This is a genomic window from Kitasatospora sp. NBC_01560, from assembly GCF_045208415.1.
Lineage (GTDB): Bacteria > Actinomycetota > Actinomycetes > Streptomycetales > Streptomycetaceae > Kitasatospora.
Genome location: NZ_CP109364.1, coordinates 8,965,453 through 8,980,174, shown reverse-complemented (window position 1 = coordinate 8,980,174; position 14,722 = coordinate 8,965,453). Strand labels below are relative to the sequence as shown.

General features: G+C 72.3%; 14 protein-coding genes. 7 read left to right on the top strand and 7 right to left on the bottom strand.

Translation table 11 applies throughout. The features are described from left to right. Nucleotide 1: 1 nt before the first annotated feature. The 4 genes from kdpF to OH807_RS38310 form a co-directional block, all read right to left on the bottom strand. The gene (gene kdpF, locus OH807_RS38325; protein ID WP_037831562.1) at nucleotides 2-91 is read right to left on the bottom strand and encodes a K(+)-transporting ATPase subunit F; all 90 of its coding nucleotides are present in this window, start codon (nucleotides 89-91) and stop codon (nucleotides 2-4) included. A 344-nt stretch (nucleotides 92-435) separates the two neighbouring features. Then, nucleotides 436-2,268 (bottom strand): APC family permease, encoded by a 1,833-nt coding sequence (locus OH807_RS38320; RefSeq protein ID WP_406209163.1) that lies wholly within the window; start codon nucleotides 2,266-2,268, stop codon nucleotides 436-438. A gap of 230 nt (nucleotides 2,269-2,498) precedes the next feature. Next, the gene (locus tag OH807_RS38315; RefSeq protein WP_380419867.1) at nucleotides 2,499-2,573 is read right to left on the bottom strand and encodes a 50S ribosomal protein bL37; all 75 of its coding nucleotides are present in this window, start codon (nucleotides 2,571-2,573) and stop codon (nucleotides 2,499-2,501) included. Between the two features lie 32 nt (nucleotides 2,574-2,605). Beyond that, nucleotides 2,606-3,442 (bottom strand): SDR family NAD(P)-dependent oxidoreductase, encoded by an 837-nt coding sequence (locus tag OH807_RS38310; protein WP_406209160.1) that lies wholly within the window; start codon nucleotides 3,440-3,442, stop codon nucleotides 2,606-2,608. Between the two features lie 610 nt (nucleotides 3,443-4,052). On the opposite strand from OH807_RS38310, the gene OH807_RS38305 reads away from it, so the two are divergent. The 4 genes from OH807_RS38305 to OH807_RS38290 all read left to right on the top strand — a co-directional run bounded on the left by OH807_RS38305 (nucleotide 4,053) and on the right by OH807_RS38290 (nucleotide 6,832). Then, nucleotides 4,053-4,382, top strand: a complete 330-nt coding sequence (locus tag OH807_RS38305; protein ID WP_406209158.1) for a PadR family transcriptional regulator — start codon at nucleotides 4,053-4,055, stop codon at nucleotides 4,380-4,382. 2 nt (nucleotides 4,383-4,384) lie between these two features. Continuing rightward, nucleotides 4,385-4,753, top strand: a complete 369-nt coding sequence (locus OH807_RS38300) for a DUF1048 domain-containing protein (RefSeq protein ID WP_406209155.1) — start codon at nucleotides 4,385-4,387, stop codon at nucleotides 4,751-4,753. A gap of 289 nt (nucleotides 4,754-5,042) precedes the next feature. Further along, the gene (locus tag OH807_RS38295; RefSeq protein WP_406209153.1) at nucleotides 5,043-6,044 is read left to right on the top strand and encodes an ATP-binding cassette domain-containing protein; all 1,002 of its coding nucleotides are present in this window, start codon (nucleotides 5,043-5,045) and stop codon (nucleotides 6,042-6,044) included. After that, nucleotides 6,041-6,832: an ABC transporter permease gene (locus OH807_RS38290; protein WP_406209150.1), complete on the top strand. Its 792-nt coding sequence runs from the start codon at nucleotides 6,041-6,043 to the stop codon at nucleotides 6,830-6,832. Before OH807_RS38295 ends, OH807_RS38290 begins: the two co-directional genes overlap by 4 nt. Nucleotides 6,833-7,081: 249 nt before the next feature. Here OH807_RS38290 and OH807_RS38285 read toward each other — a convergent pair whose 3' ends face one another. Beyond that, entirely contained in the window at nucleotides 7,082-7,489 is a 408-nt protein-coding gene (locus OH807_RS38285; protein ID WP_406209147.1) for a hypothetical protein, read from the bottom strand. Between the two features lie 7 nt (nucleotides 7,490-7,496). Next, entirely contained in the window at nucleotides 7,497-8,051 is a 555-nt protein-coding gene (locus OH807_RS38280; protein WP_406209145.1) for a universal stress protein, read from the bottom strand. Nucleotides 8,052-8,379: 328 nt separating this feature from the next. Here OH807_RS38280 and OH807_RS38275 point away from each other — a divergent pair, with 328 nt between their 5' ends. The 3 genes from OH807_RS38275 to OH807_RS38265 all read left to right on the top strand — a co-directional run bounded on the left by OH807_RS38275 (nucleotide 8,380) and on the right by OH807_RS38265 (nucleotide 12,190). After that, a complete protein-coding gene (locus OH807_RS38275; protein ID WP_406209142.1) occupies nucleotides 8,380-9,117 on the top strand; it encodes a GNAT family N-acetyltransferase in 738 nt (245 codons plus the stop codon). Between the two features lie 195 nt (nucleotides 9,118-9,312). Then, nucleotides 9,313-11,508: a potassium-transporting ATPase subunit KdpB gene (gene kdpB, locus OH807_RS38270; RefSeq protein ID WP_406209139.1), complete on the top strand. Its 2,196-nt coding sequence runs from the start codon at nucleotides 9,313-9,315 to the stop codon at nucleotides 11,506-11,508. Between the two features lie 145 nt (nucleotides 11,509-11,653). Further along, the gene (locus tag OH807_RS38265) at nucleotides 11,654-12,190 is read left to right on the top strand and encodes a universal stress protein (RefSeq protein WP_406209136.1); all 537 of its coding nucleotides are present in this window, start codon (nucleotides 11,654-11,656) and stop codon (nucleotides 12,188-12,190) included. Between the two features lie 3 nt (nucleotides 12,191-12,193). Here the strand turns inward: OH807_RS38265 and OH807_RS38260 are convergent, their stop codons facing one another. After that, on the bottom strand, nucleotides 12,194-14,623 hold the full coding sequence (locus tag OH807_RS38260) for a DUF4118 domain-containing protein (protein ID WP_406209133.1): 2,430 nt from the start codon (nucleotides 14,621-14,623) through the stop codon (nucleotides 12,194-12,196). Between the last annotated feature and the right edge of the window lie 99 nt (nucleotides 14,624-14,722).

The window sequence follows — 14,722 nt, the reverse complement described above, 5'->3', positions numbered from 1 at the left end:
GTCAGAACTTCTCCGGGTAGATCAGCGCGAGGATGAGGTACCCGACGAGGGCGACGGCGACGATGAGACCTGCGATGTTCTCCGCGCTCACAGCTTCTCCACCCCCCGGGCGATCAGGGCGATGACGCCGAACACGGCAACCGTGACGGCGACGTAGATCAGATCGGACATGGGCTCCACCAGAGCGACTACGAGGATGCCGCGGCCGGCCCCGGAGGGCTCGGCGCAGCACCGGAGGAAGACCGGCTGGAGCAGCAAACCAGCTGGTGGGGGCGCGCAGCGGTTCCCTGATGCCCTCCATACGGGTGATCCGGAAACATTGACGCGGCCTTGATATCCGCGTCATTCACCCGAGACCACGGGTTGTCCTAAACGCTTCGGGTCCCGGACAGCGCCGCTGTCCGGGACCCGCGGGCCAGGCCCTGCACTGCCGCGCTACATCCGCATCCGGAGCCGGCAGACCACCGCGTCGGTGTGGCGGCGCAGCGCCCGGTCGATGACGGCGCCGCGCCGGTTCTGCAGCGCCCGCTGCCAGGAGCGGGCCGGTTCGACCTCGGGGATCAGCACGGTGAGCCGGTCGTAGGCGTGCTCGGCGGCGAGCTCGTTGACGAAGGCGGCGATCGGCGGGCCGAGCCGGCGGTGGCCGTCGGGGAGCTCCACCAGCGGCACGCCGGGCTGCCACAGCTCCCAGTCCCGGCGCAGCGCCTCCGCCTCGGCGCCGTCGTGGACGACGGTGACGGCGAGGACTTCGTCGCCGAGCGAGAGGGCGGCGGAGAGGGCGTCGCGGGTGAGGCGGGTGATGGCGGTGACGGGGACGACGACCAGGCTGCGCTGCGGGGTGAGCGGGCCGGGCACGCGGCCGAGCTCCAGGCGCTCGCCGATCCGGGTGTAGCTGCGGTGGATCCCCTCGAAGAGGAGGACGAGCAGCGGCAGGGCCAGGCAGATGCCCCACGCGCCCTCGGTGAACTTCGTGCCCGTGACGACGACCGCGGCGACGCCGGTGAGCAGCGCGCCGAAACCGTTCAGCGCGGCCCTCGCCCGCCAGCGGGCCGGCCGTTCGAGGCACCAGTGCCGGACCATGCCGACCTGGCAGATCGTGAAGCCGACGAACACCCCGATCGCGAACAGCGGCACCAGGCTGTTGACGTCCCCGCCCGAGCCGGCCAGCAGCAGCGCGGAGACGGCGGCGAGGAACAGCACGCCGTGCCGGTGCACCTGGCGGTCGGCGCGCAGCGCGAAGACGTGCGGGAGGTGGTTGTCGCGGGCGAGGAGGTGGAGCAGGACGGGCAGGCCGCCGAAGGAGGTGTTGGCGGCCAGAGCGAGCAGCACGACGGTGGCGAACTGCACCAGGTAGAAGCCGGCGCCGTGGCCGAGCGAGGCGTCGGCGAGCTGGGCCAGGACGGTGACGCCCTCCACCGGCTGGAGGTGGAAGCGGCCGATCAGCACGGCCAGTCCGATCAGCATCACGCCCAGCAGCACGCCGAGCGCGACCTCGGTGTGCTGTGCGCGCTTCACCCGCGGCGCGCGGAAGGACGGGACGGCGTTCGCCACCGCCTCCACGCCGGTCAGCGCCGAGCAGCCGGCCGCGAAGGCCTTGAGCAGCAGCAGCGCGCCGACCGCGGTGGCGTTCCCGGCCAGGACGGAGGCGTGCCCGGCGGCGGCCTCGGTGCTCGCCGGCGCGTCCCGGAACAGACCGACGACGACGATCGCCAGGACCGACAGCACGAAGACCGCGGTGGGCGCCAGGAACCAGCGCGCCGACTCCGCGATCCCCCGCAGGTTCACCGCCGTCACCAGCGCCAGCACGCCCAGGCAGAGCCAGACCCGGTCGCCGTACAGGCCAGGCACCGCCGAGGTCAGCGCCGCCACCCCGGCCGTCACCGACACCGCCACGTTGAGGATGTAGTCGATCACCAGCGAGGCCGCCGCGGTCAGCGCCGTCCGCCGCCCCAGGTGCGCCTTGGCCACCGCGTACGAGCCGCCGCCGTCCGGGAACGCCGCGATCACCTGCCGGTACGAGGCCACCAGCACGGCCAGCAGCACGGCGATCGCCGCCGTCACCGGCAGGGTGAACCCCAGCCCGTACGCGCCCGCCGCGGCCAGCACCAGCACGATCGACTCGGGCCCGTACGCCACCGACGCCATCGCATCCAACGACAACGCCGCCAACCCGCCCAGTGCGGTCAGCCGGTGGCCCTCGTCCGGAACCGAGCCGGTATCCGGGGGCTCGGGCTCGGCGGTGGCAACCGGGGTGGTGATGTCCGACATCCACTTCTCCATCGATCGTGTGTTCCACGATCGTGGGGGCTGTCCGGAAGCCCGGCCGCCGCTTATTGCGTTCCCTTGACGCGGACACCAGCAGCCTTGACGGCATCTTGACGGCCGCAGGCATACAACGGCCCCCGGGGCCGTCCGTCCGCCACAGTCCGGACAGGGGCCACCGGGGGCCGATCGTTCACCCGGTGCCGGTGGCACGCGGCACCGGGTGGTTCATGGGGTTACTGGCCCGGCTTGCGGCCGTGGTTGGCCTTCTTCTTCCGCCGGGCCTTCTTCTTGCGGGCGCGCTTGGACATGTCGTTCTCTCTGCCAGCAGTAAGGGGACGGGTCAGGCCTGGCCGACGAGCTGGTCGGCAAGCTTGGCGAGGCGGCGCTGCGAGCGCTCCTCCTGCACGATCGCGGCCGTCGGGGCGAGCTCGCCGCCGTCGTAGTACTCGCCGTTGAGCAGCGGTACGTCCGGCAGGCAGAGCCGGACGACGGCGGCCGCGCCCGCGGCCGGCGGCGCGCCGACCCGGCCGTAGAGCGGGAGCAGCGCGGTGTCGCACAGGCCCGGGTTGAGGCTGACGGCGGTGATGCCGGAGCCTGCCGGGGCCATGTCGGCGGTGGCCATGGTCAGGGCGAGCTGGGACTGCGCGTATGCCGCGACCCGGGAGTACTTCTTGGTGCGGTGCGGGTCGGTCCAGTTCATCGAGGCGGTGCGGTGCAGGGAGGAGGAGACGTTGATGATCCGCGCGTCACCGGCTGCCGAGAGCGGGGCGCGCAGCATTTTGGCGAGCAGGTGCGCGGCGAGGAAGTTGACCTGGAGCGAGACCTCGTTGCCGTCGTCGGTGAGGGTGCAGCGCTCGGGGGCCATCATGGCGGCGTTGTTGACCAGCAGGTCCAGCGCCGGGTAGTGCTTCACCACGGTGCCGGCCAGCACCGCGACCTCCGAGAGCCGGGTGAAGTCGGCTGCCAGTTCGACGAGTTGGTCGCGCCGGGCGCCGGCGGCGACGAGCCGCTCGACGGCATCCTCGGCCTCGGCGGTGCTGCGGGCGTGCACCAGGACGGTGGCGCCGAGCCCGGCCAGCAGACGGGCGCTCTCCCAGCCGATGCCGGAGGAGGCGCCGGTGACCAGGGCGGTGCGGGCGGACAGCGTGGACAGCGTGGACAGAACAGCGTCGGACATGACCCATCCAAGGGTGGCGGGCACCGCCGGGGTGCCGGCGGGCGTGACGGTGCACGCCCCCCGGGGGCCGGTGGTGCGGAGAAGGGTGGAACGGTGAAGGACGCGTCCGCCTCCCCCGCGCGGAGTGGCGAGGGAGGCGGACGGCACTACGCGGCACGCGGGCCGGCGACGGAGCGGGGAGGCTCGGACCTACCGGACGGCGGCGGTGACCGCGACAGCGACGACCCGCGGCCGCGTATGCGGCGGGCGGTCGTGGTGGCGTGTCGAGCGGTTCATGTCCCCATCCAACGCCACCCTGCGGAGCCCGGGCAAGCCTGCTCGCCATCCATGACGAGCCCCTGACGCCCCCCTGACAGGCCCTTGACGTCCGACCCGTCCGGGCCGTGTGAATTGGGGCCGAGTGGCAGCGGTACAGCGCCCCAGCCTCCTACTCCGACATGGCGTTCGAGAGTAGTGCGGCCCACTCGGGCTTCCGCCGGCACTGCTGCCGAACCGAGTGCTCGCGATGCCGACCCACAGCCCCACTACTCACTCTTGCTAAGTACTGGTAGTCAGCGTTACTGTGTAGCAGTAGTCAGCAACACTAAATACCTCAGAAAGGAGGTTTCCCATGTCCAAGCTGGAGACGGAGATGCTCAAGGGCACGCTGGAGGGCATCATCATCGCGTCCCTCTCCAGCCGGCCCGCGCACGGCTACGAGATCACTGCAGGGCTGCGGGAGCAGGGTTTCTCCGACATCGCCGAGGGGACCGTCTACGCGCTGCTCGTCAGGATCGAGAAGCGCGGCCTCGTCGATGTGGAGAAGGTCCCCTCCGAGAAGGGGCCGCCACGCAAGGTGTACTCCCTCAACGCTCAGGGACGGGAGTACCTCGAAGAGTTCTGGAGGACATGGAGCTTCCTCACGGAACGACTGGAACAGCTCCGCGAAGGGGGAAGGTGACCATGTCCGATGTCGAAAAGGGCGGCTTCATCTCAAAGGTGATCGGGCCCAAGAAGCGTTGGAGGGCGTACAAGGCCCGCGTCAAGGAGCTTCCCGAGAACTACCGCACGGCGGCCGAAGCGATCGAGCGGTACCTGATGCACTTCGTGCCGACCGACGGCGACAGCAATGCGTCGATGTTCGAAGACCTCGCCGACCTGTTCGAACAGGCCGCGGCGGACGGAATGCCGATTCACGAGATCGTCGGGGAGGACCCCGCGGAGTTCGTCGAGGCGTTCGCCCAGAACTACTCGGAGGGGGGCTATGTCCCCACTCGCGCGCGGAAGCGGCTGGCCGACGACCTCGCGCACGCCGAAGACCAGGCGTCCTGAAGACCGCACGCACGAACGACGAGATCACCGGATTCGGTCGCACTCGGGACCGCGCGCAGTGACGTGATGGTCGGCATCGGCGCGGGCACCGCGCTCCGAGCCGACGTCAACTCGACTTCCGGGCAGGTGCGCAACGCGCTCCCCGTGTCCAAGGCCCGGAGGAGACCGAGGACACCGCCCAGATCCGCACCCGCACGTCACCACCGATCCGCCGTGCCCGCGCCCGACCCCGAAGCGCCATCCTCAGCGCTCACCCCCAGCCACTTCAGCCTTCGAACGGGAGGGCTCCATGCCTTCATCTGTCATGCCCACATCCACCAGGAGCGGCGGCTACCCGTCCCCGGCTGCCGTCTCCGCCGTCGGTCTGCACAAATCGTTTGGCGACAAGACCGTCCTCGGCGGAATCGATCTGCACATCCCGGCCGGATCCGTGTTCGCCCTGCTCGGGCCGAACGGCGCCGGCAAGACCACCGCCGTCAAGATCCTCTCCACCCTCATCACCGCCGACGGCGGACAGGCCCAGGTCGCGGGCCACAACATCGCCGCCGACCCGCAGGCCGTGCGGGCCGCGATCGGCGTCACCGGGCAGTTCTCCGCCGTCGACGGCCTGATCACCGGCGAGGAGAACATGCTCCTCATGGCGGACCTGCACCACCTCTCGCGCAGCGAGGGGCGGCGCACCGCCGCCCGGCTGCTGGAGCGCTTCGACCTCACCGAGGCGGCGAAGAAGCCCGCCTCCACCTACTCCGGTGGCATGAAGCGCCGCCTGGACATCGCCATGACGCTGGTCGGCGACCCGCGGATCATCTTCCTCGACGAGCCGACCACCGGCCTCGACCCGCGATCCCGGCACACCATGTGGCAGATCATCCGCGAGCTGGTCGCCGACGGCGTCACCGTCTTCCTCACCACGCAGTACCTGGACGAGGCGGACGAGCTCGCCGACCGCATCGCCGTCCTCAACGACGGCAGGATCGCCGCCGAGGGCACCGCCCAGGAGCTGAAGCGGCTCGTCCCCGGCGGGCACGTGCGGCTGCGCTTCACCGACCCGGCCGTGTACCGGGCCGCCGCCACCGCCCTGCCCGGGGCCGCCGGGGACGACGAGGCCCTGACGCTCCAGGTGCCCAGCAACGGCAGCCAGCGCGACCTGCGCTCCGTCCTCGACCGGCTGGACTCGGCCGGCGTCGAGGCGGACGAGCTGACCGTGCACACCCCCGACCTCGACGACGTGTTCTTCGCCCTCACCGGACCCGCCAACATCCCCAACCAGTCCAAGGAGAGCGTCCGATGAGCTCCCTCTCCCTCGCCGTCCGCGACTCGTCCACGATGCTGCGCCGCAACCTCCTGCACGCGCGGCGCTACCCGTCCGGAACCCTGAACCTGCTACTCGCGCCGATCATGCTGCTGCTGCTCTTCGTCTACATCTTCGGAGACGTGATGAGCGGGGGCATCGGCGGCCACGGCGCCGACCGCTCCGAGTACATCGCCTACATCGTCCCGGGCATCCTGATGATGACCATCGGCAGCACCGTGATCGGAGCCGCGGTGCACATCTCCATGGACATGAGCGAGGGCCTCATCGCCCGCTTCCGCACGATGGCGATCCACCGCGGCTCTGTGATCATCGGGCACGTCATCGGCAGCGTGCTGCAGTGCATCGCCAGCGTGGTCCTCGTCGGTGCCGTCGCCGTGGCCGTCGGCTTTCGCCCCCACGATGCCACCGTTCTGGACTGGCTCGCGGCGTTCGGACTGCTCACGCTGTTCGCCCTGGCGTTCACCTGGATCGCGGTCGGCATCGGCATGGCCAGCCCGAACGCCGAGGCGGCCGCCAACAGCGCACAACCGCTGATCCTCCTCCCACTCATCTCCAGCGCCTTCATCCCGGCCGACACGATGCCGGGCTGGTTCCAGCCGATCGCCGCGTACCAGCCGTTCACTCCGGCCATCGAGACCCTGCGCGGCCTGCTGCTCGGCACCCACATCGGCAACAACGGCTGGATCGCGATCGCCTGGTGCGTCGGCCTGGCCGCGCTCGGCTACCGCTGGTCGACGGCACAGTTCAACCGCGACCCGAAATGAGTGCGCGGGCTGCACCCTGCAGCCCGCCTCCCTCCAGGACGGCGCACTCCGACACGGCATCGTTCGCCGGCGTGACAGCGCAGGCCAGCCGGGCACCAGGGTCAGATCGCCCGAGGGTGAGATCCCCTCGGGCGAGGGGACGCGAAGGATCCAGGCGCCCCGGGCGCCGACGACATCCGCGCCACAACCTCGCACGGCGACGTCACCGCCCGCAGCCTTTGGAAGGCGGCACCGCGAGACGTACGACGATCAGGCGATCGGCAGCCGGTCGACCCTGACTGCCCGGCGCGGCAGGGCCGCGGGCATGGCGAGCAGTAGGGCGGCCGCGGTGAACAGCGCGTAGTGGCCGCTCTCCGCGCCGACGCCGGACCAGCCGAGTTCGGCGTGGCTGTGCTCGGCGAAGGCGTTGCAGCACAACCAGGCGGCTATGCCGATCACCGGTGCTGCCAAGGGACGGGAGAAGGCCCCGAGCAGCGCACTCAGCCCAACGTAGGCGGCATACGCGAACCAGCCGGAGTGCAGCTCACCGAGCCTGCCCAGGCCGAGCGCCAGGGCACCGCCGACGACCAGCGTCACCGTGCCCGACATCGCGACGGGCAGCCGGTCCAGCACGGGGTGGTAGCGGTGGCCGCCGGGGCGGGCCGAGTACATCCGCACGGCGGGCCTATCCCTTCGCGCGGACCAGCTCGGGCGCAGGCCCGACCGGGAGGTGCCACTGGTTGCGCCGGTGCAGCGACTCCAGTTCCTGCTGCAACTCCGGCCGTGGGACGGCGAGGACGGAGCAGCCGGCCTTCCGCATGCAGTAGGCGGTCACGGAGTGCCGCAGCCGGCGGCGCAGCAGGCTGCCGCTCTGCCCCACCACGAGGAGGTCCCCGGGGTGGTCGGCGGTCCGCACCAGTGCGGGGCCAATCTCGCCGCGAACCACCAGCGGATGCATCGGCACACCCGGGCCGGCGCCGGCGAAGGCCGTGTCCAGGGCGTCGCGCAGGCGCTGCTCAGCGGTGTCGCGGACGACCGCGAGCAGCGGCGGGCACGGGGAACGGCGGTAGCCGAGCTCACCGCCCGGCGGTTCCCAGGCGAGTACGGGAATGACCTCGGCACCGGTGCGGCGGGCCTCGGCGACCGCACGGTGCAGGGCGGCCAGGCTGCCCAGGGAGCCGCTGACTCCGACCACCACGCGGCCCCGAGGCCACTCGTCGTTCCGGTGGCTGCCGTTCATGTCCTGTCCTCACGCCGCTGCGGCTCACGCGTCTTTTTCACGCGTCTTGTCCTCGGCTGTCCTTCAGCCGCTTCCAGCCAAGCCGCAGGGATGGCCGATCAGCGCGGCCTTGACGGGATTCTGACGCGGCCGACCATGATCCGAACGCGGCCTTGACGCCGTGTCGCGGGCGACCGCGCCCCGGATCGCGCCAAGGTAGCGTCAGCATCGTGTAGGTCACCGCCAGACTTCCGTCAATGACCGGCCAGCGGACCATCCGGTACGCGGTACTGGACGGGTGCCCGCATCCGTCACCGCCCCCGCCACAGCGCTCCCTTCCACCGAGTGGTTGACCCCGGAACTGCCCGGGGCCACCACCCTGGCCGCCCACGTCGAGCGAAGCGGCCACGGCGGCTGGTGGGCGGACGATCCCGGCCTCGCCCGCGCGCTGCTGGTGCACTGCGGGCCGGAGCGGCTGCTGCGCGGCGACCCGGACCGGCTCGACCCCGCCGCCCTCGCCGGCCTCGGGCGGGGTCGGTTCCACGCCCCGGACCGCTTCCTCCCCCTGCTGGGCCGCACCTTCACCCACCTCACGCCGTGGGTCCGCGCGGTATACGTCCAGCGGGAACGCCCGCGGCCGGTGTCGCCGCACACCGCAGGCTGGGTCCGCCCGCTCGGCCCGGGCGACGAGGGCAGGCTCGACCGCTTCGCGCTGCGCGGCGGTGCGGTGCGAAGCGGCCAATCACACTGGACGGCCGGGACCTGGGGCGGCCACCGCGCACTCGCGGCGAGCGGATTCGCCTGGGGCGCGTTCCTCGGCCCGTACCTTGCTTCGCTCGCCCGCGGCTACCTCGTCGGCCAGGACCATCTGGAGATCGCCGTCGCGACCGATCCCGCATTCCGCCGCCTCGACCTCGCCCTGGCCTGCGTCCACGCGGCCACTACCGCCGCCCAAGCGCACGGCCTCACCCCTACGTGGTCCGCTCCGGAGAGCAACCTCGCCAGCCGGACCCTCGCGGAGGCCGCGGGCTTCCGGGCCGTCCGGCGCGAGGTCGTGTATTGGGCGGGCCCGGCCGCGTCCCGGTGACCCCTGCGGCCGACAGGGCATCAGGTGCCCGCGTCAGGGTCGCGTCAGGGATCTCCCGTGTCACGCCAAGCAGGCGTCAAGACACGTATGGCGTGTGGAGATCCGGTGTTTCGCTGTGCGGCGTCTCCATTCCCCCGTCGGCACTGAACCGCCGCCCCCGTCTCTTGGGAGCGGCCCCGGAAGGTCCCAGAACTGATGCGCCGTTCGGCCCTCACCCCACCGGACACCACCACCACACCGGACGGGCCCGTCCCGGACTGGTTCCGCCGCCCAAAGGTCGCCGGCGCCGAGCCGGCGCACCCGAGCCACCGCCCCTCCGCGCCCCGGCCCGGACGCCGCCGGCTGATCACCGCACGCCAGCTCCGCGAAGCCCTGCCCGCCGCCCTGCGCAAACTCCACCCGCGCACCATGGCGAAGAACCCGGTGATGCTGGTGGTCGAGACCGGCTCCGCCCTCACCACCCTGACCGCGGTCGTCCATCCGAGCGTGTTCGCCTGGCTCATCAGCTTCTGGCTCTGGCTCACCGTGCTCTTCGCCAACCTCGCCGAGGCCGTCGCCGAGAGTCGCGGCAAGGCACAGGCCGAATCGCTGAGGCAGGCGCAGACCGGCACAACCGCCCGCCGCCTGCTGCACTGGCGGGCCGGCATCCCCGACCACCGGCATGAGATGCTCCCCGCCGAGCAGTTGCTGCTGCACGACATCGTCCTCGTGCGGTCCGGTGAGGCGATCCCCCGCGACGGCGAGGTGATCGAGGGCGTGGCCGCGGTGGACGAGTCGGCGATCACCGGCGAGTCCGCGCCCGTGATCCGCGAGTCCGGCGGCGACCGCACCAGTGTCACCGGCGGCACCCGGGTACTCTCCGACCAGCTCGTCGTCCGGATCACCTCCCGGCCGGGCCAGAGCTTCATCGACCGGATGATCGCCCTGGTCGAGGGCGCGAACCGGCAGAAGACCCCGAACGAGATCGCCCTCAACATCCTCCTCGCCTCGCTCACCATCGTCTTCGTCCTCTCCGTGGTCTCACTCCAGCCCATGGCGATCTACGCCGGCGCCCCGCAGACCAGCGTCGTCCTGGTCGCCCTGATGGTCGCGCTCATCCCGACCACCATCGGTGCCCTGCTCTCCGCCATCGGCATCGCCGGCATGGACCGCCTGGTGCAGCGCAACGTCGTCGCCCTCTCCGGCCGCGCCGTCGAGGCGGCCGGCGACGTCGACGTCCTGCTGCTCGACAAGACCGGCACCATCACCCACGGCAACCGCCGCGCGACCGCCCTCCACCCGCTCCCCGGCGCCACCGTCGAACAGCTCGCCGAAGCCGCCCAACTCGCCTCACTCGCCGACGAGACCCCCGAAGGTCGCTCTGTCATCGAGCTGACCAACCGCCAGTACTGGGTACCACCACGTGCCGACGGTGAACTCGGCGAACAGACCACCGTCCCGTTCACCGCCCAGAGCCGGATGAGTGGCGCCGACCTCGCCTGGCCCGACGGCACCACCTGCCTCATCCGCAAGGGCGCCGCGAACGCCGTCGCCCACTGGGTGGTGCGCTCCGGCGGACGGCTGCCGATCGAGGCCAAGGGCGTCGTCGACCGGATCTCCGCAGCCGGCGGCACCCCGCTGCTGGTCGCCGTCCACGACCGGCACAGCGCCCGGGCGCTCGGCGTGATCGAGCTCAAGGACGTGGTCAAGGAGGGCATCGCCGAACGCTTCGCCGAACTTCGCCGGATGGGCATCCGCACCGTCATGGTCACCGGCGACAACCCGCTCACCGCCCGCGCGATCGCCGCCGAGGCCGGCGTCGACGACTACCTCGCGGAGGCCACCCCCGAGGACAAACTCGCCTACCTCAAAAGGGAACAGGCCGCCGGGAACATGGTCGCGATGACCGGCGACGGCACCAACGACGCCCCCGCCCTCGCCCAGGCCGACGTCGGCGTCGCCATGAACACCGGCACCCCGGCAGCCAAGGAGGCCGGCAACATGGTCGACCTCGACTCCAACCCCACCAAGCTGATCGAGATCATCCGCGTCGGCAAGCAACTCCTCATCACCCGAGGCGCGCTGACCACCTTCTCGATCACCAACGACGTCGCCAAGTTCTTCGCGATCATCCCCGCGATGTTCTCCGCCTCGCACCCCGGGCTGCGGCACCTCAACATCATGGAACTGCACAGCCCGACCTCCGCGATCGCCTCCGCGATCATCTTCAACGCCCTGATCATCGTCGCCCTGATCCCGCTCGCCCTGCGCGGCGTCCGCTACCAGCCCGCCTCCGCCACCGACCTGCTCCGCCGCAACCTGCGCGTCTACGGACTCGGCGGCCTGATCCTCCCCTTCCTCGGCATCAAGGCCATCGACCTGCTCGTCCAGTTCGTCCCCGGCCTCGGCTGATGCCGGGGCCGTCAAGGGTCCGTCAAGGACAGGGCTCCGGGCGTCATGGTGCCGTCATCGGCCGGGTCGGCCGCCCCGGCGGGGCGTTCCATGGAGGCAATGACCCATCGGGTGTCACGTGTGATCGATGCGGAGGCGAACAGCCATGACCGGCACCACCAGAGTGATCGTCGGACTCAGCGGGTCACTGGGCAGCCTCGCAGCGCTCTACCGCGCAGTGACCGAGGCCGCCCGGCTGGAGGCCGTCCTCGTCCCGGTCGCCGCCTGGTCGCCCTCGGACGGCGACCAGCACGGCCCGCGCCCGCTGTCCGAGCTGGAACACGCCGCCCGCAGGCGCATCGACACCGCCTTCGAGCAGGTCTTCGGTGGCTACCCCGCCGACCTGGTCGTCCACCCGCTGGCGGTCCGGGGTCACGCCGGAGCAGCCCTGGTGTCCGCCGTCACCGGCCCGGCCGACCGGCTCGTGGTCGGGACCGGCCGGCACGGCCGCCTCGACCGTCTGCTGCACGGCTCCGTCCTGCGCTACTGCCGCACCTACGCGACCTGCCCGGTCATCGCTGTCTCCCCGTCCGAGCTGTTGGAGACACTGGAGCTCAGCGCCCGCAGCGGCGCGCCGCTCCCCCTCGCCGCCGGACAGCGTCACGCCGGCCATCGGGGCGCCCGGGCCGCCACCACGCACTGAGCATCAGGCTGCCGCGCGGACGAGGGCAATGACGTAGGCCGTCCCGCCGCCGGGAGCCTCCTCCGTGGTCAGCTCACCGTTCATCGCCCCGACGAACCCCTCGGCGACCGCCACTCCCGGCCCGCCGGCGGCGCCGTGGCCCACCACCCTGACGTGGAGCCGCCCGGCCACCAGTCCGGCACCGACCATCACCGGCCCAGGCCCCGCCGCCGCCGCCGCCGACCGAGCCGCGGCGAGGACGTCCGCGAGGGCGCGTTCCAGCAGGCCCGGGTCGGCCAGTGCCCGCGGCAGGCCGTCCACCGCCGCGACCTGGACGGGAGGCGCGGCCGGATCCTCCGGCAGCCCGGCCACGGCTGCCCGGACGATGTCACCGACTGCCGTCGGCCGCAGCACCACCGGAGCCACCCCGGCCCGGAGACGGCCGAGGTCCAGCAGGTTCGCCACCATCCGCTCCATCCGGGCCGCCTCGACACCGATCCGGTCACCGGCCGCACCGGCCGGCCCGTCCCCCGCCGACAGCACGGCGGCCGCCCGGCGGACCGCCGCCAGCGGCTCCCGGAGGTCGTGGCCCACCGCTTCCAACAGCGCCGTGTGCAGGGCGTCGGTGTGCGCCATGGCGTCGGCCGCCGAGGCCCGGGCCTCCAGCTGTTCGCGCTCGCGGGCCAGCCGCAGCTGGGTGACGTAAGGGCCCAGCAGCCGGGTGTCCTCCCCGCTCAGCGGCGGACCACGCAGCACCAACGCCGCGCCGGTGCCCAGATCGACGGAGAACGACGCCTCCTCGGGCCTGGGCGGTACCGCTGCCCCGGCGGAGGCGAGCGACTGCCAGAGTGGCCCGGCCTGTTGCAGCACCGCCGCGCCGTCCAGCCCGAACACCTGGCGCAGCTCCGCCACCAGCTCGGGCAGCGTCCGGGACCCGGAGTCCACCGTCTCGCCCGCCAGCCGGGCCAGCACAGCCGCCTCCGCCCGCGCCCGGTAGGCTTGCTGGGCGCGCCGGGCCAGGCCGTCGATCAGATGGGCGATGATCCCGGCGACGGCCAGGAAGACCGTCAGCGCCGCGAGGTCCGCGCCCCGCTCCACGACCAGGCTGTGCCACGGCGTGGTGAAGAAGAAGTCTGCAGCGAGCGCGCCCGCCGCGGTGCTGCCTGCGGCCGGCAGCAGCCCGCCGAGCCGGGCCGTCCCGGCGACCGGGAGCAGGAGGCAGAGCAGCACGCCTGACAGCCCCAGCGAGTCGCGCAGGGGCGAGAGCGCCCAGGCCAGCGCGGCCGTCCCGGCCGGACCGACCAGCCACGCCGTCCGGCGCCGCCGCGCCGGCACCGTCGCCGGACGGCGCCGTCGGGGTCCGGGCGGCACGGCCAGCAGACCGGGCTCGGGCGGCGGCAGGACGTGTACGTCGATCGGCCCGGCCAGCCGGATCACCCGGTTGATCACAGAACCCGAAGCCAGCTCGCGCCACCGTGACCGTGTCGTCGGCCCGAGCAGGAGCTGGGTCGCGCTCTCGGTGTGCGCGAAGTCCACCAGGGCCCGGGCGACGTCGCCGCCCCCGACCTCGACGTACGTCCCGCGCAGCTCCCGCAGCAGCTCGCGCTGGGCCGCCAGGCCCGGTGGCGCGGCCTGCGCGGTGCCGTCGTCCGCACGGACGTGCACGCCGATCAGGTCGCCGTGCACCCGGGTCGCGGTGCGGGCGCCGCGCCGGATCAGGTGCTCGCCCTGCGGGGCGCCGTCCATCGCGACCATGATCCGTTCTTTGGTCTCCCACGGCGCCCGGATGCCGTGCCGGGCCCGGTAGTCGGCAAGCTCCTCCTCCACCCGGTCCGCCAGCCAGAGCAGGGCCAGCTCCCGCAGCGCGCCCAGGTTGCCGGCCCGGAAGTAGTGGTCCAGCGCGACGTCGATCCGGTCCGGCGCGTAGATCTCGCCCTCCGCCATCCGGGTGCGCAGCGCCTGCGGGCTCAGGTCCACCAGCTCGATCCGGTCGGCCGCGCGCACCACCTCGTCCGGGATCCTCTCCCGCTGGGCGACACCGGTGATCTGCTCGACGACGTCGTTGAGACTCTCCAGGTGCTGAATGTTGAGCGTCGTCGCCACATCGATGCCGCTGTCCAGCAACTCCCGCACGTCCTGCCAACGCTTGGTGTTGCCGCTGCCAGGCACATTGGTATGCGCCAGCTCGTCCACCAGTGCGAGCGCGGGCCGACGCGCCAGCAGCCCGTGCAGGTCCAGCTCGGCCAGCTCGATGCCCCGGTACTGCACCCACCGGCGCGGCTGCACCGGCAGGTCCCCCAGCTGCAACTCGGTGCCACGGCGGCCGTACGTCTCGGCCAGCCCCACCACGACGTCCAGCCCGTCGCCGCGCAGCCGCCGCCCCTCGGCGAGCATGGCGTACGTCTTCCCGACCCCGGGCGCCGCCCCCAGAAACACCCGCAGCTTCCCCGGCACGGCCCGCTCACCACCTCCGTCACGTCCATGCTGCCCCGGCGCGGGTCCGGTGTCTCGGGGTGGCGGCCCGGGCGAGGCCGCTCCGGCCTGGGCTGCCCC

Bases quoted from the DNA above. Each gene is read 5' to 3' on its own strand.
- kdpB (WP_406209139.1), top strand. From the start codon at position 9,313: ATGCGCCGTTCGGCCCTCACCCCACCGGACACCACCACCACACCGGAC.
- OH807_RS38295 (WP_406209153.1), top strand. From the start codon at position 5,043: ATGCCTTCATCTGTCATGCCCACATCCACCAGGAGCGGCGGCTACCCG.
- OH807_RS38305 (WP_406209158.1), top strand. From the start codon at position 4,053: ATGTCCAAGCTGGAGACGGAGATGCTCAAGGGCACGCTGGAGGGCATC.
- OH807_RS38300 (WP_406209155.1), top strand. From the start codon at position 4,385: ATGTCCGATGTCGAAAAGGGCGGCTTCATCTCAAAGGTGATCGGGCCC.
- OH807_RS38265 (WP_406209136.1), top strand. From the start codon at position 11,654: ATGACCGGCACCACCAGAGTGATCGTCGGACTCAGCGGGTCACTGGGC.
- OH807_RS38320 (WP_406209163.1), bottom strand. From the start codon at position 2,268: ATGTCGGACATCACCACCCCGGTTGCCACCGCCGAGCCCGAGCCCCCG.
- OH807_RS38280 (WP_406209145.1), bottom strand. From the start codon at position 8,051: ATGAACGGCAGCCACCGGAACGACGAGTGGCCTCGGGGCCGCGTGGTG.
- OH807_RS38310 (WP_406209160.1), bottom strand. From the start codon at position 3,442: ATGTCCGACGCTGTTCTGTCCACGCTGTCCACGCTGTCCGCCCGCACC.
- OH807_RS38290 (WP_406209150.1), top strand. From the start codon at position 6,041: ATGAGCTCCCTCTCCCTCGCCGTCCGCGACTCGTCCACGATGCTGCGC.